Origin of the sequence: Amycolatopsis sp. NPDC026612 (assembly GCF_040638285.1) — a bacterium.
Taxonomy (GTDB): domain Bacteria; phylum Actinomycetota; class Actinomycetes; order Mycobacteriales; family Pseudonocardiaceae; genus Amycolatopsis.
The window spans coordinates 1-20705 of record NZ_JBEZYB010000115.1 but is presented as its reverse complement, the minus strand read 5'-3'; the positions used below and the strand labels follow the sequence as shown (position 1 = coordinate 20705).

Genomic DNA, 20705 nt, shown 5'->3' with positions numbered 1-20705 from the left:
CGGTATTCGACGGTGACCGGGGTGGCCCGTGATGATCTGGCTGATGGTGGTGCGTGGCTGTATGCGGAGACGGTGCGGCAGATTCACGCGTTGAACCCGGGTACGGGTGTGGAGCTGTTGATCCCGGATTTCAACGCCGTCCCTGAGCAGCTGGCCGAGGTGTTCGGTTCGCGGCCGGAGGTGTTGGCGCACAACGTGGAAACGGTTCCGCGGATTTTCAAGCGTATTCGTCCGGGTTTCCGTTACGCTCGGTCTCTGGAAGTGATCGCGGCGGCGCGTGAGGCCGGTTTGGTGACGAAGTCGAACTTGATTCTGGGTATGGGTGAGACGCCGGATGAGGTGGCTCCGGCGATGCAGGATCTGGTCGACGCAGGGTGTGAGATTTTGACGATCACGCAGTACCTGCGGCCGTCGTCGCGGCATCACCCGGTGGATCGGTGGGTGAAGCCGGAGGAGTTCGTCGAGCACTCCCGCGCTGCGGAAGCGATGGGTTTCGCGGGGGTGATGGCGGGGCCGTTGGTGCGTTCGTCGTACCGCGCCGGACGGCTCTACGCCCAGACCAAGCGTTACCGTGGAGAAGAGCTGCCGGAAAACCTGGCGCACCTCGCCGACCAGGGCCCGGCCTCGCAAGAGGCCAGCTCACTGCTGGCCCGATAGGAAGGGGCGGATCAATGGCGATCAGCGTCTTCGACCTGTTTTCCGTCGGCATCGGCCCGTCGAGTTCCCACACGGTCGGGCCGATGCGGGCGGCACTGACCTTTGTGGACGGACTCGGCGCCGACCTCGGCAGGACCGCGCGGGTCCAGGCCGAGCTGTTCGGCTCGCTCGGCGCGACCGGCTTCGGCCACGGCAGCGACAAAGCCGTCCTGCTCGGGCTGTCGGGCGAACGTCCCGAAGAGATCGACACCGACACCGTGGCGGCCCGCGTCGCGGACATCCGCGAGTCCGGGCGGCTGCTGTTGGGCGGCACGCACGAGATCGGCTTCGACGAGGACACCGACCTCACCATGCACCGCCGCAAGTCCCTGCCCGCGCACCCGAACGGCATGGTGTTCCGCGCGTTCGACGCGGCCGGTTCGCTCGTGCGCGAGCGCACGTACTACTCGGTGGGCGGCGGCTTCGTCCGCGACGAGTCGTACGAAACGGACGCGGTGTTCGTCGAGGACTCGACGCCGGTGCCGTACCCGTTCCGCACCGGCGCGGACCTGCTGGCGCACTGCGCGTCGACCGGCAGGCCCATCAGCGAGATCATGCTGGAGAACGAGCTCGCCTGGCGCAGCGCTGCGGAAGTGCGGGAGGGGCTCCTCGCGATCTGGGCGGTCATGGCCGAATGCGTCCGCAACGGCTGTGTCCACGACGGCGTCCTGCCCGGCGGCCTCAAGGTGCCGCGGCGGGCTCGTGCGCTGCACGAGAAGCTCCTGGCCGAGGACGGCGCGGACGACCCGCTGTACGCGATGGACTGGGTGAGCCTGTACGCGCTGGCGGTCAACGAGGAGAACGCCGCGGGCGGCCGCGTCGTCACCGCGCCGACCAACGGCGCCGCCGGCATCATCCCCGCCGTGCTGCACTACTACCAGCGGTTCATCCGGCATTCGTCGGACGACGGCATCGTGACGTTCCTGCTCACCGCGGGCGCGATCGGCTCGATCCTCAAGCAGACGGGCTCGATCTCCGGCGCCGAGGTCGGCTGCCAGGGCGAGGTCGGTTCGGCTTCGGCGATGGCGGCCGCGGGCCTGACCGAGGTCCTCGGCGGAACCCCGGCACAGGTGGAGAACGCGGCCGAGATCGGCGTCGAGCACCACCTGGGCCTGACGTGCGACCCGGTCGGCGGCCTCGTCCAGATCCCGTGCATCGAGCGCAACGCGGTCGGCGCTTCGAAGGCCATCCACGCGGCCCGCATGGCCATGCGCGGCGACGGAAGCCACGTGGTGACCCTGGACAAGGCGATCAAGACGATGCGCGAGACGGGCGCGGACATGAGCGTGAAGTACAAGGAGACCGCCCGCGGCGGCCTGGCGGTGAACGTCATCGAGTGCTGAAGCCCGCCACTTTCACGTGAAAGCGACGGTCTCGGTGCGGAGCTTTCACGTGAAAGTGGCGGGCTGGTGTCAGCTCCGGGGGTCCTCCGGAGCTGACGCCAGCTTCAGCCCGACCTCCACCAGCGTCCAGCCCAGCTGTTGTCGCTTCGTCCCTGCGTGGCGCCGCGGCGTGGCCCGGCCTGGTGGGCGGTTGCGGACCCCACGGCGCAGCTCGCCCTCGCGTTCGTGCACCAGATCCTCGGCCATCAGAAAATGCACCGGATCGCCCCCTGCGTCGATGTTCGGTGTCGGTGACCCCATCGTCGCCGAGAGTGCCCGTGCGGGCCACCGGTTTTCCGCACCGCGAACACACGGTGATCGCCGCCCCGGGTCCGTGCCTGCCCGTGGCCGGCCGGCCCGCCTAGACTCGCGGGATGGAGTCGACCTCGGTGGTGAACGCCGGCGAAGCGCTGTTCCGGCCGGTGCGCACCGGCAACGCCTTCGAGGAGACCGTCGAGCGGCTGCTGCAGGCGATCCGGCTGGGCGTGGTCGGCGCGGGGGAGCGGCTGCCGTCCGAACGCGAGCTCGCCGAGCGGCTCGGGGTGAGCCGCGTCACGCTGCGCGAAGCCATCCGCGCGCTCGCCGATGCCGGTTACGTCGAGTCACGCCGAGGGCGCTACGGCGGCACGTTCGTGAACGAAAGCCTGCCCGCACCGCCCGAGCGGTCACCCAGCGGCAAGGTCGACGCCGTCTCGCTGGAAGACGCGCTGAGCCTGCGCTACGTCCTCGAGACCGGCGCCGCGGAGATGGCCGCCGCGCGGTCGCTGAGCCCGGCCGACCGGCAGCACCTCACCGGCACGCTCGCCGAGGCCGCGAGCGCCGAACTCGACGACTACCGCCGCAAGGACTCCCGGCTGCACCTGGCCATCGCCGAGGTGACGGCGTCGGGCTCGCTGACCACGGCGATGGCCGACGCCCGCACCCGCGTCAACCAGCTGCTCGACCGGATCCCCCTGCTCCCGCCCAACCTCGAGCACTCGAACGCCCAGCACGAGGCGATCGTGGACGCGATCCTCGCCGGCGACGCGCCCGCCGCGCGCCGGGCGATGGCGGAGCACATCGAGGGCACGGCCTCGCTGCTGCGCGCCTTCCTGTCCTGAGCCTTCACGGGATTCGAACAACCTCCGTGGGTTCTCCACAGAACCCTCTCACCCGTCCGGCCGTCATCCGTTCGTGACCTTGCCTACGCAGGAAGACCACGAGACCCCCGCGAAGCCGGACACCCCCCGGCGCCGGAGATGGCGCCGCGTCCGGCGGATCGCGGGCTGGACGCTCGGCGCCCTGATCGGTGTCCCGCTGATCGCCTTCTGGGTCGCCTACCTCGTGCTCGACGTCCGCAGCCCGCAGGACGTCCTCGCCGGGCTCGGCAAGACGGTCGTCCTGCAGTACGCGGACGGATCCGAGCTGTTCAAGGTGATCCCGGCCGACGGCGACCGGATGTTCGTCCCGTACTCCCGGGTGCCCGCGAAGCTGCGGGACGCGATCATCGCCACCGAAGACCCGACTTTCTGGGACAACCAGGGCTTCGACCCGACCGGCATCGGCCGCGCGTTCCTCACCGGCGTCGGCGGCGGGTCCGGGATCACCCAGCAGTACATCAAGAAGTCCACCGGCGACGACGACGCCACGATCGGGCGCAAGTTCGCCGAGCTCGTGCTGGCCACGAAGATCACCCAGGAGCAGGGCAAAGAACAGATCTTCGAAAGCTACGTCAACATCATCTCCTTCGGCCGCGGCACGTTCGGGCCCGCGGCGGCGATGAACGCCTACTTCGGCAAGAAGCTCGCCGACTCGATCACCTGGAGCGAAGCCGCCTTCCTCGCCGGGATGATCCAGTCGCCGTCGGTGCACGACCCCGCCGCCTCCGGCGACGTCCACGCCGCGCGACGCTGGGAATACGTGCGGAACAAGCTCGTGAGCCGCGGGTACGTGGGGAGCGGCGAACCGATGGCCTACCCCGGCGCCGAGGTCCAGCCGCCGTCGGAGACCCGCGCGGGCCGGCTCACCTACGACGAATTCCACGTCAAGCAGCAGGTCCTGGCCGAGCTCGAACAGGACGGCTTCCCGCTCGGGCGGCTCCAGCAGGGCACCCTGACGGTCGAGACGACGCTGGACCGCGGCATGCAGGACGCCGCGAAGAAGGCGTTGCGGGACAGGCTGGCCGGCGAGCCGCGGGAGTTCCGGGGCGCCGTCGTCGCGGTCGACCCGAAAACCGGGGGCGTCCGCGCCTACCAGGGCGGTGACCAGGGCGTCCGCGACTACGCGAGCACCCCGCACGCGCTCGGCTCGGCGTTCCAGCCGTTCACGTTCGCCGCGGCGCTGCGTCGCGGCTACGTCCCGGAGCAGCCGGTTCCGTCGCCGTCGAAGCTGGACTTCCTCGGCGAGACCTTCCAGTACCCGGACGTCTGCGGCCCGCGGTGCACCCTGCGCACCGCGCTGACGAAGCACGCCGACGGCGCTTTCGTCGGGCTGGCGAAGAAGCTCGGGCCGGACGCGCTGAGCGACACCGCGCGGGAGGCCGGCATCCCGGACGCCGTCGACGGTGCACCGACGCTGCGCGAGAAGGACGGCTTCCTCATCGGAGCGGGCATCGCGATCGGCCGGTACCCCCTGCGGCCGCTCGACGTCGCGGGCGCCTACGGGACCTTCGCCGCCGACGGCCGGCGCGCCATCCCGCACCTGGTGGCGAAGGTGCGCGACGAAAGCGGCTCGGTCGTCTGGGAGCACCCGGACACCACGCGCCCGGCGTTCGGCGACGACGACGCGAGCCGCCGCATCGCCGGCGAGGTCACCGCGGCCCTGCGCACGGACGGCGGCCCGGCGGCGCTGCGCACCGGCGAGGCCGAGCACGGCACCAGCCCAGACTACCAGGATGCCTGGGCCGTCGGCTACACCCCGCAGCTGGCGACGGCGGTCTGGATCGGCTCCGACGACGAGCGGCGGCTCAAGGACGCGAGCGGCCGGAAGGTGACCGGCGACGGCGTCCCGGCCGACGTCCGCCGCGCGTTCACGGCGGCCGCGTGGCCGCGGTGACTTCAGCGGACCAGGGCCAGCGCGAACCCGTCGTAGCCCTTGCCGCCGACGGTCTGGACCGCGGTCGCGTCGATCCGGTCTTCGGAAGCCAGGAGGTCGATCAGCTCGCGCGCCCCGCGGACGTTCGGGTCGTCGTCGTCCGGGTCGGCCACCCGGCCCTGCCGGACGACGTTGTCGACGACGATCGTGGTGCCCGGCCGGGAGAGGTCAAGCGTGGCGCGCAGGTAGTTCGCGAGGTTGACCTTGTCGGCGTCGATGAACACGAAGTCGAACGGCCCGGCCAGCGTCGGCAGCGTGTCGAGCGCGGCGCCGACCCGGACGTCGACGACGTCTTCGCCGAACCCGGCGCGCGCCAGGTTGGCCTTCGCGACTTCGGCGTGCTTCGGGTCGTATTCGCAGGTGACGAGCTTGCCTCCGGCCGGCAGGGCGCGGGCGAGCCAGATGGTGCTGTACCCGCCGAGCGTGCCGATCTCCAGGATCGTCCGCGCGCCCGCCATCCGGGCCAGCAGGTGGAGCAGCTTGCCCTGGTTGGGTGCGACGGCGATGTGCGGCAGCCCGGCGGTGTCCGCGTCGGCCAGTGCGGCGTCGAGCACGGGGTCGGGGGCGAGCAGCGCGCCGGCGAGGTAGTCGTCCACTTCGGTCCAGATCTGGTCGGTCATGGCACCTCCACCGCCAATCTAGCCCGGTGGGATCATGCTCGCCGACGGCGTTCCCGGCGGAAGCGAAGGTGACATGGACGACTACCGCGTCGTCGCGGACGCCATCGCCGCCGACATCGAAGCCGGTCGCCTCCGCCCCGGCGACCGGCTCCCGCCCCAGCGCCGCTTCGCGCGCCAGCGTGGCATCGCCGGCTCCACCGCCGCCCGCGTCTACGGCGAGCTCGTCCGGCGCGGCCTGGCCGTCGGCGAGGTCGGCCGCGGCACGTTCGTCCGTGCGGCGAAGCCACCGCCCGAACCCGCCCTCGCCGAGCCCGGCGACGCGCGCGTCGACCTCGAGCTCAACTTCGCCGTCCTGCCGGGCGAGTCCGCGCGGCTGGCCGGCGCGCTGGAACCGTTGCTGCGCGCAGACGTCCTGACCGCGGCCCTGCACCCGATCGGCGTCGCGGGTACCCCGGTGGCCCGGGCGGCCGTCGCCGGCGTGCTGGCCCGCGGCGACTGGCGGCCGGACCCGGCGACGGTGCTGTTCACCGGCAACGGACGGCAGGCCCTCGCCGCGGCGATCACCGCGTTCGTGCCGGTGGGGGAGCGGCTCGCGGTGGAGTCGCTGACGTACCCGGTGGTGAAGGCCCTCGCGTCGCGGCTCGGCGTGGAGCTGGTGCCGATCGAAACCGACGCGTCCGGGCTGGTGCCGGCGGCGCTCGCGGCGGCCGGGCCGGTGCGCGCGCTCTACGTCCAGCCGACCCTGCACAACCCGCTCGGCACGACGATGCCCCCGCAGCGCCGCGCCGCGCTCGCCGAGGTCGCCGCCCGGCTGGACCTGCCGGTGATCGAGGACGGCATCTACACGTTCCTGCGTGACGACGTCCGCCCCTTCGCCGCGTACGCGCCGGAGCGCACGGTGTTCGTCGACAGCCTGTCCAAGCGGGTCGCGCCGGGCCTGACCGCGGGCTTCCTCGTGTCGCCGCCGTCCTGGACCGCCCGGCTGGCGTCGTCGGTGCGTTCGGGGGCCTGGGCCGCGTCGCGCTTCGCCGTCGAGGCGGCGACGCAGTGGATCGTGACGGGCACCCTGGCCGAGATCGAGGCCGCGAAACGCCGTGACGCCGCCGTGCGGGCGTCGGTGGTGGCGGACAAGCTGCCGGGACTGCGCGGCGACCCGGCCTCCTACCACCGCTGGTGGGAGCTGCCGGAGCGGTGGCGAGCGGAGACGTTCGTCGCGGCGGCGGCGCGCCGCGGGATCGCGCTGTCCCCGGCGGCGGCCTTTGCGGTGCTGCCGGGGCACGCCCCGAACGCCGTGCGGCTCGCGGTGTCGGCTCCGCCGGTGGAAGCGCTGGCTTCGGCGCTCGAGGTCCTGGCGGGATTGGCGAGCGGCAGCCCGGACGACCTGGCGACCGACTGACGGCGTGCCAGTGCCTGCCGGCAGGTGCCAGCCCGGTGTGCGGTCCGCGCCGGCGTCCCGCGTCAGCCTTCGGAAGTCGCCAACCGATCCGAAGGAGCACCCATGCACGTCACGATCGTCGGCGCCGGTCTCGGCGGCCTCACCCTCGCCCGTGTCCTGCACGTCCACGGCGTCCCGGCCACGGTGTACGAAGCCGAGCCGTCCCCGACGGCCCAGCTGCAGGGCGGGATGCTCGACGCGCTCCCGCCGGACACCGTCCACTGGGGACACCAGGCCACCCGGGCCAGCACGCTCGGCGACGGGCGTCACGAGGTCGGCTTCGCCGACGGCCGCACCGTCGTCACGAACCTGGAAGCGGCCCTCGCCGAGTACGAGGAGGCCATGTTCACCCGCAGCGCGAACCCGGTCGACGAGGCCGTCCTCCTCGAAAGCCTCTTCGGAGACGGCGAGGTCCCGCGGGAGCTGTTCGAGCAGTTCCCGGGGCGCGAACGGAACCGCTGAGCCCTCAGGGCGCGTACTTGCCGACGAAGCTGCCGCACGTCACGACGCGGCCCGTGAGCCGGGCCTGGATCGCCTTCTCCAGGCCGAGGAAGTCGAACACCGGCGTGTCGGCCGGGATCGACTCCGGTACCGGGCCGCCCGTCGCGAGCATCCGGTACGCATCCGTCTCGAACAGGACCAGGTAGCCGCCTTCGCGGTTCAGCCGGTCTGCCGTCGCGAGCATGCGCGCGGGCGCGTCGCCGATGATCTCCAGCGGCAGCGGCCATTCGAGGGGGAAGGGGTTGCGCAGGCCGAACGCGGGGTAGGCGAACGGGCTGTTCGGCAGGATCGCCGTCCGCGCGGCCGGGAAGCGGTCCAGGCAGTCGCGGATCTGCCGGACGAAGGTGAACGTCGACGGGTTCGTGCGGATCCCCGCCATCGCCGGGGTGACCGCGCCGAGGTCTTCGGTCAGCCGGTCGTGCCCGACGTCGAGGTACGCCGCCTGGTCGTGCCGCGCGACGACGGCCCAGCCGCAGACCGCCACCGCCGTCAGCCCGGCGGTGGCGGTGACCCAGCGCCGCGCCGGCCGGGCCGGGACCAGGTCGCTCAGCAGCAGCAACGTCGTCAGTGCCAGGGTGCCGGTGAGCAGCGTCGGGGTGTCGTTGCCCCAGGACAGGCTGGTCATGAACCCGGTCGCGAGCACGAGCAGCCCGGCCCACGGCACCTGCCGCCGGACCGCGGCGTTCACCGGCACGCTGACCGCGACGATCCACCACAGGACGTCCGCCCAGCGTGTGGAGCCGGTGAACCGGCCGTCGACGACGGTCAAGACCACCGCCGCGGCGCCCGCGAGCACCAGCACCCAGGACGCCACCCGCCCGGCCGCACCGAGCCGGTCACCGGGCAGCCGGACGGCCAGGAGCACCACGGCGATCACGGCGAAGAAGCTCAGTTCCCGCACCGGTGCCGTGGTCAGCGCCTCCGGGTGGTCGAGCCACAGCCCGAGCAGCCGTTCGCCGTACGCGGGCAGGCCGCCGGTGACCTGGTCGACCATCGCGGCGAACCCGCCGCCCAGGCTCACCCACAGGACGTACGCCAGCCCCGGCGCGCCGAGCGAGAGGAGGTCGAGGACCAGCCGCCGCCACCAGCGCGCCGTGCGCAGCGCGCCGGCCCGCGTCGCCGGGTGCAGCAGCAGCCACAGCACGCCGATCACCGCGGCGAGCGCGAAGCTCTGCTTGACGAACCCCGCGCAGCCGAGCAGCACCAGCCCGCCGCGGCGGGCGAGCGGGCGGCCGCTGCTCAGGCCCGCGTCCAGCGCCCACGCACCGCACGCGGTCAGCGCGATGCCGTCCACGGTGTGCCAGGCCATCAGGGGGAAGGCGTTGAGGTTGATCAGCGACGCGGCCGCGACCAACCCCGTCATCCCCGGGCCCCAGTCGAGCACCCGGCGCCGCGTGACCAGCGCGGCGAACGCGATCGTCGCCACGATGATTTCGATCATGGCCAGGAAGCTGGAGCCGAAGAACAGCGGCATCGGCAGCGCGTAGTCGGCCACGTGCAGCACCGCGGACCCGAGCGGGCGGGCGGAGATGATGTCGGCGTGCGGGACTTCGCCGTGCAGCACGCGCCACGCCTGGGCGAGGATGAAGCCCTGGTCGGACGGGTGGAAGCCGAAGCGGCCGACGCGGAGTTCGGTGGCCAGCGCGAGCAGCACCACCCAGCCGGCGTGGATGCCCCGGCGCAGCAGCGGCCGGGTGGTCTTCCGCGGCGCGGGCGCCGCGCCGACGTGTGCAGGAGTTGCCACGTCCACGCCTTGCCGCCTTCCGCTCTCGAGCACACCAGGGAAGGGATGGTAACGGCCGGGGCGGTCACCGCGGTGAACCGCACCAGGCGGCCCCGCCGGTGCGCCCTCGGGTACCGGAACGCCGGCCGGGCGGAACATTCCGCCGACGGCCGGAAACCGGAGCCGGGCACACGCCCGGCTCCGGCCGGTGTCACCCGAGGGTGCGCCTCGCGGTACCGATCTCGGCCGTCTTGTCGCTCACGGCGTGGCGTTGCCCAGTGCTGATTTCCGGCATTCCCAACTCCCCAGTAGAGGCCCGCACGGGTGTACGGGACTCGCGCGAGGGTAGGAGTACCGCCTCGTGCGTGCCAGCGTTTCGGCGGAATTCGCGGAAATCAGGCACGCCGGCGCCAGATAAGGCGGGTCACGGCCGTCGCGACCGACGCCGTCGCGGAAGGCGGCGCGCCCCGGGGGCGAATTCCGGCACCGAGCGCCGGATCGAGCAGGTCGTCATGGCCGGACCCTTCCGCCGGTTTCTTCCGCCGGACCCCGCTCGAACCTGGTCAAAGGTCCGTCTCGTCGTCGGCCGTCGCCACGACCGCGTCGCGCAGCGCGGCGCGCAGCCTGCCGACGTCGAGCGGCCCGAGCACCGCCGCTTCGCCCGGCGGCGCGACCAGCACCACCTTGTCGTTGCTGACGAACACCGTCACGTCCCTGCGCCTGCCGGCCAGATCCCGGCAGCCGATCGACCACTCACCCCGACTCATGGTCGCCGCCCTCCGCTTCCCTTGTCGTGGTCGTGCTCTGTGAGGGTGGGAGCGGGCTCCGGTGGTGCTATGACGCGGGTTCACCCGATCTGCCTACTCGCCGGTTTTCTCTTGCGCTTTGCGGATTTTCGGCGTAATCCACGGGTCGTGGCGGAGCCGGTTCGGGAGTAGCGTCCGGTCCACGAGCCGTTCACAGGAGGTACGGATGCCGGAACCGCGCAAGATCGTCATCGTCGGTGCGGGCCTCGGTGGGGCGTCCGCGGCAGCCGCGGTGCGAGAACGCGGGTATCCCGGCGAAATCCTGCTGCTGGGCGCTGATCCGCGCCGCCCGTACGAGCTGCCGCCGCTGTCGAAGGGTGTGCTGCAGGGCACCACCGACGAACCCGATTGGGTGCACGAGGAGAAGTTCTACGCGGAGAAGGACATCCGGTTCGGCGCGGGCGTCACGGCGACCCGGATCGAGCCGGGCGCGCGGCTGGTGCTGGACGACGCCGGCGGCGAGCACCGCTACGACCGGCTCGTGCTCGCGACCGGTTCCCGGCCACGCCGGCTGCCGGTGCCCGGCGGCGACCTGCCCGGCCTGTACACGCTGCGCACCCTCGACGACGCGCTCGCGCTGCGTTCGGCGTTCGCCGCGGCGGAGCGCGTGGTGATCGTCGGCGCCGGCTGGATCGGCTCCGAAGCGGCCGCGGCGGCCCGGACGCACAACGCGGAGGTGACGGTCGTCGACCCGGTGCGGGTGCCACTGGCGAACGTGGTCGGCGAGACGATCGGCGGGGTTTTCCGGGACCTGCACGCGGAAAAGGGCGTGCACTGGCGCCTGGGCGAGCAGGTCGCGGAGATCACGGGCGGCCCGGACGGCGTCCGCGGCGTCCGCTTGAGCGGCGGCGAAGAGCTGACGGCCGACGTGGTCCTGATCGCGGTCGGCGCGGCACCCAGGGTGGAGCTGGCCCACGCGGCGGGCCTGGAGCTCGCCGACGACGGTGGCGTGTGCGTGGACGCGGCCCTGCGCACGGCGGCCCCGGACGTGTACGCGGTCGGCGACATCGCGGCTCACTTCCACCCGCGGTACGGCCGGCGGATCCGCGTGGAGCACTGGGCGAACGCGAAGGACCAGGGCACCCACGTGGCGCGGAACCTGCTCGGGGAGAACGAGCCGTTCCTGGCGTCGCCGTACTTCTTCACGGATCAGTACGAGCTGGGGTGCGAATACCGCGGCTCAGCCGACCCGGTGTCGGACGAGCTGGTGATCCGGGGCGATCTGGCTTCCCGGGAGTTCACGGCGTTCTGGCTGCGCGAGGGCGAAGTGGCCGCGGCGATGAACGTGAACACGTGGGACGACGGGGATGCGCTGGGAGCCTTGGTGGACGGCAGCGCGAAGGTCACGGCGGAGCAGCTCAAGACGGCGGAGCTGGCGTCGCTGGCCTGACACCCAGGCCTTCCCGCAGCAGGGTGTCGAGCCGCCGCCAGGCGGGGGACGAGGCGTTGACCGCGCCCTGCACCAGTGCCGGGATCGCGGAACCCGCTTCGTAGGACGGCAGATCCTCGCCGTAGCGGGCGCGGGTCGCCGCGAGGATCTTCCCGGCCAGCGCGTCGACGCGGGGGTCGTGCGGGTCGAGGTCGTGCACCCGGTCGTACTCCAGGATCACCGCACGCAGGGCCGGGTCGGCCACCATCGCGGCCTGGTCGCGGAACGTCGTGCGCGCGGTCTCCGGGTGGGTGGCGAACACCAGCAGCCACAGGTCGCTCTGCAGCGCCACCCAGCGATCGCTGAACCCGAGGCCGGGCAGCTGCCCGAGGTAGGTCACCACGGGCTCCGGCAGGGCGGCGAGCTGCCCGCCGGCCAGCTGCCGGAGCCGCTGCCGGGTGTCCTGCAGGCCGCGGATCCGGGCGGTCAGGTCGGCGTCGATCCGGCGCAGCGCCTCCGGCAGCCCGCCGCCGGAGCGGAGCTCGCGGATGCGGGCCAGCGGGACGCCGGCCTCGGCGAGCGTCCGGATCTTGATCAGCTCGACCGCGTCGGCCGCGCGGTACCGGCGGTAGCCCGAGGCGTCGCGGCCGGGCTCGGGGAGCAGGCCCTTGGCGTGGTAGACGCGGATCGTCTTGGTCGTCACCCCGACGTAGCCGGCGAGCTGTCCGATGGTGAGCATCCGGCCATCGTCGCACTTGACCTTGCCCCAGGGGCAAGGGTGCACCATGGTCGCATGACCGACCGTGAGACCCTGCGCGCACTGGCCGACGAGGGCAACGAGACCGCGCTCGACCGGCTGGCCGACCTCGCCGACGCCCGCGGGGACGTCGAGGAGCTGAGCGAACTGCTGGACGAAGGCGGCGAACGGGCCGGCGAGCTGCTCACCCGCCGGGCGGTCGCCGCGAAGGACCTGCTGGAGCTTCAGCGCATCGCGGACGCCGGCCACGAGGCCGCCGGTGCCGAGCTGGAACGCCTGCTCAGGGAGTGACCTCCCGCGTCAAGGCCAGGAAAGCCGTCAACGCCAGTACCGCGAACCCCGCCATGGTCACGGCCATCGGCACCGCCGTGCCGGGGCCACCCAGCCCGACCAGCGGGGTCGCCACCGCGCCGACGACGAACTGCAGCACCCCGAGCAACGCCGAGGCCGCCCCCGCCGAGCGCGCGTGCGAGGCCAGCGCCAGCGAACTCGCGTTCGGCGTCACCAGCCCGATGCTCGACACCAGCAGGAACATCGACACCAGCAGCACGGCCAAGGGAGCGTGGGTCACCACGGAAACCAGCACCGCGGCCCCGCCGAGCACCCCGAGCAGCAGCCCGGAAAGCAGCAGTGCACGTTCGGGTACCCGGCCCACCAGCCGGCCGTTGAGCTGGCCCGTCAGCACGATCCCGACGCCGTTCACCCCGAACACCACGCTGTACGCCTGCGGGCTCAGGCCGTACACGCCCTGCAGCGCGAACGACGACCCCGAGATGTAGGCGAACATCGCCGCGAACAACAGCCCCGACGCCAGCGCGTACCCCGCGAACGAACGGTCCCGCACCAGCCGCCCGTAGGTCCGCATCACCGGGCCGAGCCGCGCGGGGGACCGCTGCGAAGAGGGCTCCGGCAGGAAGAACACCACGACGACCAGCAGCAGCGCGCCGAACGCCGTCAGCACGACGAACACCCCGCGCCAGGACGTCCAGGTCAGCAGCTGCCCGCCGATGAGCGGCGCCAGGATCGGGGCCAGCCCGCTGACCAGCATCAACGTCGAGAAGAACTTCGTCATCGCGGTGCCGGAGTACAGGTCTCGCACGGTCGCGCGCGCGATCACGATCCCCGCCGCGGCGCCGAGGGACTGCACGAGCCGCGCCGCGACCAGCAACCCGGCGTCCGGGCTGACCGCGCACAGCACCGAGCCCACGATGTACAAGGCGAGCCCCGCGAGCAGCGGGCGGCGGCGGCCCAGTGCGTCCGACAGCGGCCCGAGGACCAGCTGTCCCAGCGCGAGCCCGACGATGAACGCAGTGAGCGTCAGCTGGACCGTGCTGTCCGCCGCGCGCAGGTCGTTCGCCATCCGAGGCAGCGCGGGCAGGTACATGTCGATCGACAGCGGCCCGAAGGCCGTGAGGCCGCCCAGGACGAGGACGAACTTCAGCTGCGTCCGTCCGCTGGGCGCGGTAGGTTCCGCCGTGGTGGTCATCCGCGTCCTTTCGCCCCTGATCAGACCAGCGGCGAGCGCGCCCGGGCTATTCCGGCTGTGACCGGTGACACCCGGTGATCAGCCCAGGGGTAAACCGCGACTGATCCGATCAATTTGCGCCCGATTCGGCGATGACTCTGGATCGGCGGTCGCGACTGCGATATACATCGGATGTCTGGTCGGCGTGGGCGAAGGGAAGATCCGTGCAGCTGGTGCGTCTCGGGGAGCCGGGAAGTGAGCGTCCGTTCGTGCGGGCCGACGACGGCACGACCTACGAGCTGGGCGGCCTGACCGCCGACGTCGACGGCGGCTTCCTCGCCGCGGACGGGATCGCGCGCGCGGCCGCCGCGCTCGCCGCCGGACAACTGCCGCGCGTTTCGAAAGACACTGTCGACAGCCTGCGCGTCGGCGCGCCGATCGCCCAGCCCGGCAAGGTCGTCTGCATCGGCATGAACTACCGCCGCCACGCCGAGGAGACCGGCGCGACGCCGCCGACCGAGCCCGTCGTCTTCATGAAGGCGCCGGACGTCGTCGTCGGCCCCGCGGACGACATCCTCATCCCGCGCGGCTCGGTCAGCACCGACTGGGAGGTCGAGCTCGGCGTCGTCATCGGCAAGACCGCCCGCTACCTCGGCAGCGTCGAGGAGGCACTGGACCACGTCGCCGGCTACGTCGTCTCGAACGACCTTTCCGAGCGTGACCTGCAGTTCCGCGCCGGCCAGTGGGACAAGGGCAAGTCCTGCGAGAACTTCAACCCGCTCGGTCCCGCGCTGGTCCCGGCGAGCGAGGTGCCCGACCCGCAGGACCTCGGCCTGCGGCTGTGGGTCAACGGCGAGAAGAAGCAGGACTCCTCCACCAAGGACATGATCTTCAGCGTGGCCGAGATCGTCCACCACCTGAGCCAGGTGATGGTGCTGCGGCCGGGCGACCTGATCAACACCGGCACCCCGGAGGGCGTCGCGCTCGGGCAGCCCGACCCGAAGCCCTACCTGCGCGACGGCGACGTCGTGGAGCTGGAGATCGACGGCCTCGGCCGGCAACGCCAGACCGCGAGGCAGGCCTGACCATGGCGAAGATCATCGGCATGGAGGTCCTCGACGTCCGGTTCCCCACCTCCCGGGAGCTCGACGGCTCGGACGCGATGAACCCCGACCCGGACTACTCCGCCGCCTACGTCGTGCTGCACGCCGACGGCGGCCCGGACGGCTACGGCCTCGCGTTCACCATCGGCCGCGGCAACGACGTCCAGGCCGCCGCGATCCGCGCGCTGGCCCCGCACGTCGTCGGCCGGCAGGTCCCGGAGGACGCCGCCGCGCTCGGCGACCTGTCGCGCACGCTCGTCGGCGACTCGCAGTTCCGCTGGCTGGGCCCGGAAAAGGGCGTCGCGCACATGGCGGTCGGGGCGGTGGTCAACGCCGCGTGGGACCTCGCCGCGCGCCGCGCCGGCCTGCCGGTCTGGAAGTTCGCCGCGCGGATGACCCCCGAAGAACTCGTGAGCCTCGTGGACTTCCGGTACCTGTCCGACGCGCTCACCGAAACCGAAGCTCTCGACATCCTGCGTGCCGCCGAGCCCGGCCGGGCCGAACGCACCGCCCGGCTCGAGGCGGACGGCTACCGCGCGTACAGCACGTCACCCGGCTGGCTCGGGTACGCGGACGCGAAGCTCGTCCGGCTGGCCGAGCAGGCCGTCGAGGACGGCTTCGGGATGATCAAGCTGAAGGTCGGCGGCAACCTCGAGGACGACGTCCGCCGCATGAAGCTCGCCCGCGAGACGGTCGGTGACGGCATCCGGATCGCCGTCGACGCCAACCAGCGCTGGGACGTCTCCGCCGCCATCACCTGGATGACCGCGCTGGCGCCGTACGACCCGTACTGGATCGAGGAGCCGACCTCGCCGGACGACGTCCTCGGCCACGCGGCCATCGCGAAAGCGCTTGCGCCGATCCGCGTCGCCACCGGTGAGCACGTCCAGAACCGCGTGGTCTTCAAGCAGCTGCTGCAGGCGAACGCGATCTCGGTGCTGCAGCTGGACGCCGCCCGCGTCGGCGGGTTCAACGAGAACCTGGCGATCCTGCTGCTGGCCGCCAAGTTCGGCGTGCCGGTGTGCCCGCACGCCGGCGGCGTCGGGCTCTGCGAGCTCGTCCGGCACCTGTCGATGTTCGACTTCGTGGCGGTGTCCGGCACCGACGCGGACCGCTCCATCGAGTGGGTCGACCACCTGCACGAGCACTTCACCGACCCGGCCGTCGTCGAGCGCGGCCGGTACCTGGCCCCGACCGCACCCGGGTTCTCCGCGCGCATGCACGACGCCACGCTGCGGCGCTTCCGGTTCCCGGACGGTCCCGAGTGGACGGAGACCGCAAGTGAGTGAATTCGAGGGCCTGGTGGCCGCCGTCACCGGCGGCGCCTCGGGGATCGGCAAGGCTGTGGCGGCACTGCTGGCCGAACGCGGCGCCCAGGTGGCCGTCCTCGACCTGAAACCCGGCGACGACGGCTTCCGCTGTGACGTCGGCTCGGACGACGAAGTGCGCGCGGCGATCGACGCCGTCGTGGATCGCTTCGGGCGCCTCGACATCCTGGTGAACAACGCCGGGATCGGCGCGCAGGGCGACGTCACGGCCAACGACGACGACGAATGGCACCGCGTGTTCGACGTCAACGTCGTCGGCATGGTCCGGCTCGCGCGCGCCGCGCTGCCGCACCTCAAGAACTCGCCGTCCGCGGCGATCGTCAACACCTGCTCCATCGCGGCCTGGGCCGGCCTGCCCAACCGCGCGCTCTACTCGGCCAGCAAGGGCGCCGTGCTCTCGCTGACCCTGGCCATGGCGACCGACCACCTGCCCGACCGGATCCGCGTCAACTGCGTGTGCCCGGGCACGGCGGACACCCCCTGGGTGGGCCGGCTCCTCGACGCCGCCGAAGACCCGGCGGCCGAACGCGCGGCACTGGCGGCCCGTCAGCCGATGGGCAGGCTGGTCACCGCGGACGAGGTCGCGAGCGCGATCGCCTACCTGGCGAGCCCGCTGTCCGCGTCGACCACCGGCACCGCGCTCGCGGTCGACGGCGGCATGTACGGCCTGCGTCCTCGCGGTCCGGTTCAACCCCAATAAGACTTGGTTTCCGCTGTCATCAAGGAGGATGCGGTGCGTACTGTGCCATTCGGATTCGGTACCAGAGTGATCCAGGTGGCCGCCACGGCCGCCGTCTGCGGCCTGGTGCTGGCCGCCTGCGGGTCCACGAAGGACAACGCCGCGGCCCCCGCCGCGGGCGGCGGCAACGCCGGGGGCAAGGTCGGGGCGACGCTGCCGCTGCTGACCTCGCCGTTCTGGCAGGCCTACAACAACTACGTGCCCCAGATGGCGAAGTCCGAGGGTGTCGACGTCCTCCCGACGGTCAACGCCGACAGTGACCCGGCGAAGCTGATCACCGACATCGGCACCTTCCTCAACCAGGGCGTCAAGGGCCTGGTCGTGACGCCGCTGGACTCCGCGGCCATCGTCGCCGGGCTCAAGCAGGCGGAGAACAAGGGCGTGCCGGTGGTCGCGGTCGACGTCGCTCCCGAGAGCGGCAAGGTCGCGATGGTGGTGCGGGCCGACAACAAGGCCTACGGCACCAAGGCCTGCGACGCGATCGGCGAGAAGGTCAAGTCCGGCAAGGTCGTGCAGATCATGGGTGACCTGGCCTCGGTCAACGGCCGCGACCGCTCGGAAGCCTTCCGCGACTGCATGAAGTCCAAGTACCCGGGCATCCAGGTGCTGGAGATCCCGGCCGAGTGGAAGGCCGACAAGGCGTCCTCCGGCCTGGACAGCATGCTGACCGCGAACCCGGACATCAAGGGCGTCTACATGCAGGCCGGCGGCGTCTACCTCGCCCCGACCGAGCAGGCCCTCAAGCGCAAGAACCTGTTCTTCCCGGTCGGGGACCCGAAGCACATCGTGCTCGTGTCGAACGACGGCATCCCGCAGGAACTGGCCGCCATCCGCGCCGGCGAGCTGGACGCCACCGTGTCGCAGCCGGCCGACGCGTACGCGAAGTACGGTCTGTACTGGCTGAAGAAGGCCATGGCGGGCGAGACGTTCAAGCCCGGCCCGACCGACCACGACAGCACCATCGTCGAGATCAGCCCCGGCATCCTCGAGGACCAGCTGCCCGCGCCCGTCATCACCAAGGCCAACGTGGACGACAAGGCCCTGTGGGGGAACAACCTGTGACCGCGCTGCCCGCCGGCGAATCCGCCGTCCCGGTGGTCAGCGCCGTAGGAGTCGGAAAGCGCTACGGCCCCACCGTGGCGCTCCACGACGTCAGCCTCACCGTGCACCCCGGCGAGTCGCACGCGCTCGTCGGGCGCAACGGGGCCGGCAAGTCGACGCTCGTCTCCATCCTCACCGGTCTGTCCGCCACGGACACCGGGCACGTCGAGTTCGCCGGCGACCCGGCCCCGCCCTTGACCAGGCAGGACGACTGGAAGGCGCGCGTCGCCTGCGTGTACCAGCACGCGATGGTCGTCCCGCAGCTCACCGTCGCCGAGAACCTGTTCCTCAACCGCCAGGCGGGCGGCGGGTTCTCGATCGGCTGGAAGTCGTTGCGGCGCAAGGCCCGCGAGCTGCTCGACTCGTGGGACGTGCACGTCGACGTCGACACCCCGGCCGGGGACCTCTCGGTCGAGGACCGGCAGTTCGTCGAGATCGCCCGCGCGCTGTCCTACGGCGCCCGGTTCATCGTCCTCGACGAGCCGACCGCGCAGCTGGACAGCCAGGCCATCGAGCGGCTCTTCGAGCGGATGCGCCAGATGCAGTCGGGCGGGGTGACGTTCCTGTTCATCTCGCACCACCTGCACGAGGTGTACGAGGTCTGCCAGGCCGTCACGGTCCTGCGCGACGCGAAGCACATCCTCACCGCGCCGGTCGGCGAGGTCGGCCGCGCGGAACTGGTCGACGCGATGACCGGCGAGCCGGGTGGCCTGTCGGTCCGCGACGCCGCTTCCCGCGAGGCCCTCGACGCCGACGCGGCCGAGATCCTCGCGGTCGACGGGCTGTCCGGTGACGGCTTCCGGGATGTCTCGTTCCGGCTCCGCCGCGGCGAGGTCGTCGGGCTCGCGGGCAGCAACGCCAGCGGCAAGCACCAGGTCGCCGAGACGGTCTACGGGCTGCGGACGCCGTCGGCGGGCACGATCCGGGTCGACGGCTCACCGCTGCGGCCGGGCGACATCCCGGCCGCGCTGAAGGCCGGGATCGGTTGCGTTCCCCGCGACCGCCACCACGAGGGCCTGGTACTGGGGCACTCGATCGCCGACAACGCCACCCTGTCCATTTTGGACAGGATCGGCCGCGGCGGGATCGCGTCACCGAGCGCGCGGTACGCGAGGGCGTCGCAGGCGCTGAAGGACTACGACATCGTGGCCGCGAGCGCCGAGCAGCCCGTGTCGGACCTGTCCGGCGGCAACCAGCAGAAGGTCGTGCTGGCCCGGGCCCTGATCGGCGATCCGCGGGTCGTGGTGCTGATCAACCCGACCGCGGGGGTGGACGTGAAGTCGAAGGAGGCGCTGCTCGCGGTCGTCGACCGGGTGCGCGCCGAGGGCAAGGCGGTGCTGATCGTCAGCGACGAGCTCGACGACCTGCGCCTGAGCGACCGGGTCCTGGTGCTGCGCGCAGGGGCCGTGGTCGCCGAACACCAGGCCGGGTGGTCCGACGGCGACCTCGTGGCCGACATCGAAGGAGTCGAGCTTTCGTGACCGACGTGATGACCTCTCCGCAGACGGAGCTCCCCGCGCCACCGCGCCGCCGGAAAGCCGTCTGGCTCCGCGAACTGGCACTGCTGCCCGCGCTGATCGTCGTGTTCGTCATCGGCGGCCTGGTCGACGACACGTTCGTCGGCTGGAGCAACATCGTCAGCATCCTGACCGCCTCGGCGGCGCTCTCGCTGGTCGTGCTGGGCGAGTCGCTGGTGCTGATCACCGGGAAGTTCGACCTGTCGCTGGAATCGACGATGGGCCTGGCGCCCGCGCTGGGCGCGATGGTCGTGATCCCGGCGGCGTCGGCCGGCTTCGGCGTCGAGCTGCCCGCCGCGGTCGGGCTGCTGGTGATCCCGCTGTGCGGGGCGCTGGTCGGGTTCGTCAACGGCTTCCTGATCGTGAAGCTGAAGCTGAACGCCTTCATCGTCACCCTGGCCATGCTCACCGTGCTCCGCGGCGTGCAGGTCGGCTCGACCAAGGGCAAGACGCTGTTCAACCTGCCGGATTCGTTCACCGACCTGGCGACGACGACGTTCCTCGGGCTGCCGATGTCGGTGTGGCTGGCCGCGCTGCTGTTCGCCGTCGCCGGCTGGGTGCTGCGCTACCACCGCGTCGGCCGCGCGCTGTACGCGATCGGCGGCAACCGCGAGGCCGCACGGGCGGCGGGCGTGCGCGTCGACCGGATCGCGTGGGCGGTGTTCGTCGTCGCCGGGATCCTCGCCGCGATCGGCGGGCTCGCGTACACCGGCTATGTCGGCGCGCTGGGCGCGAACCAGGGCTCCGGGATGATCCTGCAGGTCTTCGCGGCGGCGGTGATCGGCGGCGTCTCGCTCGACGGCGGCAAGGGCACCCTGGTCGGCGCCCTCACCGGCGTCCTGCTGCTGGCGTCGGTGTCGAGCCTGCTCAACTACGCGCACGTGACGGCGGAGTGGCAGGGCGCGATCTACGGCGCCATCATCCTGGTCGCGCTGATCATCGCCCGGTACGCGGGCGGCAAGCCCCAAACCTGATGCTCGCCCGGTGAAGATCCGACGTTCCGAGACTGTCGTGGGGGGGGTTTTTTGGTTTTTAGCCCCCTAAACCAACACACACCCCGCGGGGGGGTGGTGGGGGGTGCGGGGGTGGGG

The 20705-nt window shown here is 72.0% G+C and carries 19 protein-coding genes and 1 pseudogene; 14 read left to right on the top strand and 6 right to left on the bottom strand.

The window, feature by feature from the left end:
• The coding region (locus AB0F15_RS42125) for a lipoyl synthase (RefSeq protein ID WP_360283011.1) at positions 1 to 657 on the top strand (657 nt) is incomplete at its 5' end.
• A 14-nt stretch (positions 658 to 671) separates the two neighbouring features.
• Complete coding sequence (locus tag AB0F15_RS42120; protein WP_360283009.1) at positions 672 to 2039, top strand: L-serine ammonia-lyase; 1368 nt, start codon at positions 672 to 674, stop codon at positions 2037 to 2039.
• A gap of 69 nt (positions 2040 to 2108) precedes the next feature.
• Here AB0F15_RS42120 and AB0F15_RS42115 read toward each other — a convergent pair whose 3' ends face one another.
• The gene (locus tag AB0F15_RS42115; protein ID WP_360283007.1) at positions 2109 to 2285 is read right to left on the bottom strand and encodes a hypothetical protein; all 177 of its coding nucleotides are present in this window, start codon (positions 2283 to 2285) and stop codon (positions 2109 to 2111) included.
• A gap of 167 nt (positions 2286 to 2452) precedes the next feature.
• Between AB0F15_RS42115 and AB0F15_RS42110 the strand changes: the two genes are divergently transcribed.
• Together AB0F15_RS42110 and AB0F15_RS42105 are read left to right on the top strand one after the other, a co-directional pair.
• Positions 2453 to 3178, top strand: a complete 726-nt coding sequence (locus AB0F15_RS42110) for a GntR family transcriptional regulator (protein WP_360283005.1) — start codon at positions 2453 to 2455, stop codon at positions 3176 to 3178.
• A 73-nt stretch (positions 3179 to 3251) separates the two neighbouring features.
• Positions 3252 to 5111: a transglycosylase domain-containing protein gene (locus AB0F15_RS42105; protein WP_360283003.1), complete on the top strand. Its 1860-nt coding sequence runs from the start codon at positions 3252 to 3254 to the stop codon at positions 5109 to 5111.
• Positions 5112 to 5113: 2 nt separating this feature from the next.
• Here AB0F15_RS42105 and AB0F15_RS42100 read toward each other — a convergent pair whose 3' ends face one another.
• Positions 5114 to 5770 (bottom strand): O-methyltransferase, encoded by a 657-nt coding sequence (locus AB0F15_RS42100; protein WP_360283001.1) that lies wholly within the window; start codon positions 5768 to 5770, stop codon positions 5114 to 5116.
• 73 nt (positions 5771 to 5843) lie between these two features.
• On the opposite strand from AB0F15_RS42100, the gene AB0F15_RS42095 reads away from it, so the two are divergent.
• Together AB0F15_RS42095 and AB0F15_RS42090 are read left to right on the top strand one after the other, a co-directional pair.
• Complete coding sequence (locus AB0F15_RS42095; RefSeq protein WP_360282999.1) at positions 5844 to 7166, top strand: PLP-dependent aminotransferase family protein; 1323 nt, start codon at positions 5844 to 5846, stop codon at positions 7164 to 7166.
• Between the two features lie 102 nt (positions 7167 to 7268).
• A pseudogene (locus AB0F15_RS42090) lies at positions 7269 to 7517 on the top strand (NAD(P)-binding protein); the annotation flags it as partial.
• A 154-nt stretch (positions 7518 to 7671) separates the two neighbouring features.
• Here the strand turns inward: AB0F15_RS42090 and AB0F15_RS42085 are convergent.
• Positions 7672 to 9456 (bottom strand): hypothetical protein, encoded by a 1785-nt coding sequence (locus AB0F15_RS42085; RefSeq protein WP_360282997.1) that lies wholly within the window; start codon positions 9454 to 9456, stop codon positions 7672 to 7674.
• A 536-nt stretch (positions 9457 to 9992) separates the two neighbouring features.
• On the bottom strand, positions 9993 to 10196 hold the full coding sequence (locus AB0F15_RS42080; protein WP_360282995.1) for a hypothetical protein: 204 nt from the start codon (positions 10194 to 10196) through the stop codon (positions 9993 to 9995).
• Between the two features lie 205 nt (positions 10197 to 10401).
• Between AB0F15_RS42080 and AB0F15_RS42075 the strand changes: the two genes are divergently transcribed.
• On the top strand, positions 10402 to 11625 hold the full coding sequence (locus tag AB0F15_RS42075) for an FAD-dependent oxidoreductase (protein WP_360282993.1): 1224 nt from the start codon (positions 10402 to 10404) through the stop codon (positions 11623 to 11625).
• On the opposite strand, the gene AB0F15_RS42070 is transcribed toward AB0F15_RS42075, so the two are convergent.
• Positions 11594 to 12343: a MerR family transcriptional regulator gene (locus AB0F15_RS42070; RefSeq protein WP_360282991.1), complete on the bottom strand. Its 750-nt coding sequence runs from the start codon at positions 12341 to 12343 to the stop codon at positions 11594 to 11596. The two genes, AB0F15_RS42075 and AB0F15_RS42070, sit on opposite strands and share 32 nt — an antisense overlap.
• 54 nt (positions 12344 to 12397) lie before the next feature.
• Here AB0F15_RS42070 and AB0F15_RS42065 point away from each other — a divergent pair, with 54 nt between their 5' ends.
• Positions 12398 to 12652, top strand: a complete 255-nt coding sequence (locus AB0F15_RS42065; RefSeq protein ID WP_360282989.1) for a hypothetical protein — start codon at positions 12398 to 12400, stop codon at positions 12650 to 12652.
• On the opposite strand, the gene AB0F15_RS42060 is transcribed toward AB0F15_RS42065, so the two are convergent.
• Entirely contained in the window at positions 12642 to 13847 is a 1206-nt protein-coding gene (locus AB0F15_RS42060; RefSeq protein ID WP_360282987.1) for a multidrug effflux MFS transporter, read from the bottom strand. The genes AB0F15_RS42065 and AB0F15_RS42060 overlap by 11 nt on opposite strands.
• Before the next feature lie 203 nt (positions 13848 to 14050).
• Here AB0F15_RS42060 and AB0F15_RS42055 point away from each other — a divergent pair, with 203 nt between their 5' ends.
• From AB0F15_RS42055 to AB0F15_RS42030, 6 genes are all read left to right on the top strand, one after another.
• On the top strand, positions 14051 to 14911 hold the full coding sequence (locus tag AB0F15_RS42055) for a fumarylacetoacetate hydrolase family protein (protein ID WP_360282985.1): 861 nt from the start codon (positions 14051 to 14053) through the stop codon (positions 14909 to 14911).
• Between the two features lie 2 nt (positions 14912 to 14913).
• On the top strand, positions 14914 to 16218 hold the full coding sequence (locus tag AB0F15_RS42050) for an enolase C-terminal domain-like protein (RefSeq protein ID WP_360282983.1): 1305 nt from the start codon (positions 14914 to 14916) through the stop codon (positions 16216 to 16218).
• Positions 16211 to 16957: an SDR family oxidoreductase gene (locus tag AB0F15_RS42045; RefSeq protein WP_360282981.1), complete on the top strand. Its 747-nt coding sequence runs from the start codon at positions 16211 to 16213 to the stop codon at positions 16955 to 16957. Before AB0F15_RS42050 ends, AB0F15_RS42045 begins: the two co-directional genes overlap by 8 nt.
• Positions 16958 to 17023: 66 nt before the next feature.
• Positions 17024 to 18058, top strand: coding sequence for a sugar ABC transporter substrate-binding protein (locus tag AB0F15_RS42040; RefSeq protein WP_360282979.1), 1035 nt, complete (start codon positions 17024 to 17026; stop codon positions 18056 to 18058).
• Complete coding sequence (locus AB0F15_RS42035; RefSeq protein WP_360282977.1) at positions 18055 to 19578, top strand: sugar ABC transporter ATP-binding protein; 1524 nt, start codon at positions 18055 to 18057, stop codon at positions 19576 to 19578. Before AB0F15_RS42040 ends, AB0F15_RS42035 begins: the two co-directional genes overlap by 4 nt.
• Complete coding sequence (locus AB0F15_RS42030; protein ID WP_360282975.1) at positions 19575 to 20588, top strand: ABC transporter permease; 1014 nt, start codon at positions 19575 to 19577, stop codon at positions 20586 to 20588. Before AB0F15_RS42035 ends, AB0F15_RS42030 begins: the two co-directional genes overlap by 4 nt.
• Positions 20589 to 20705 lie beyond the last annotated feature (117 nt).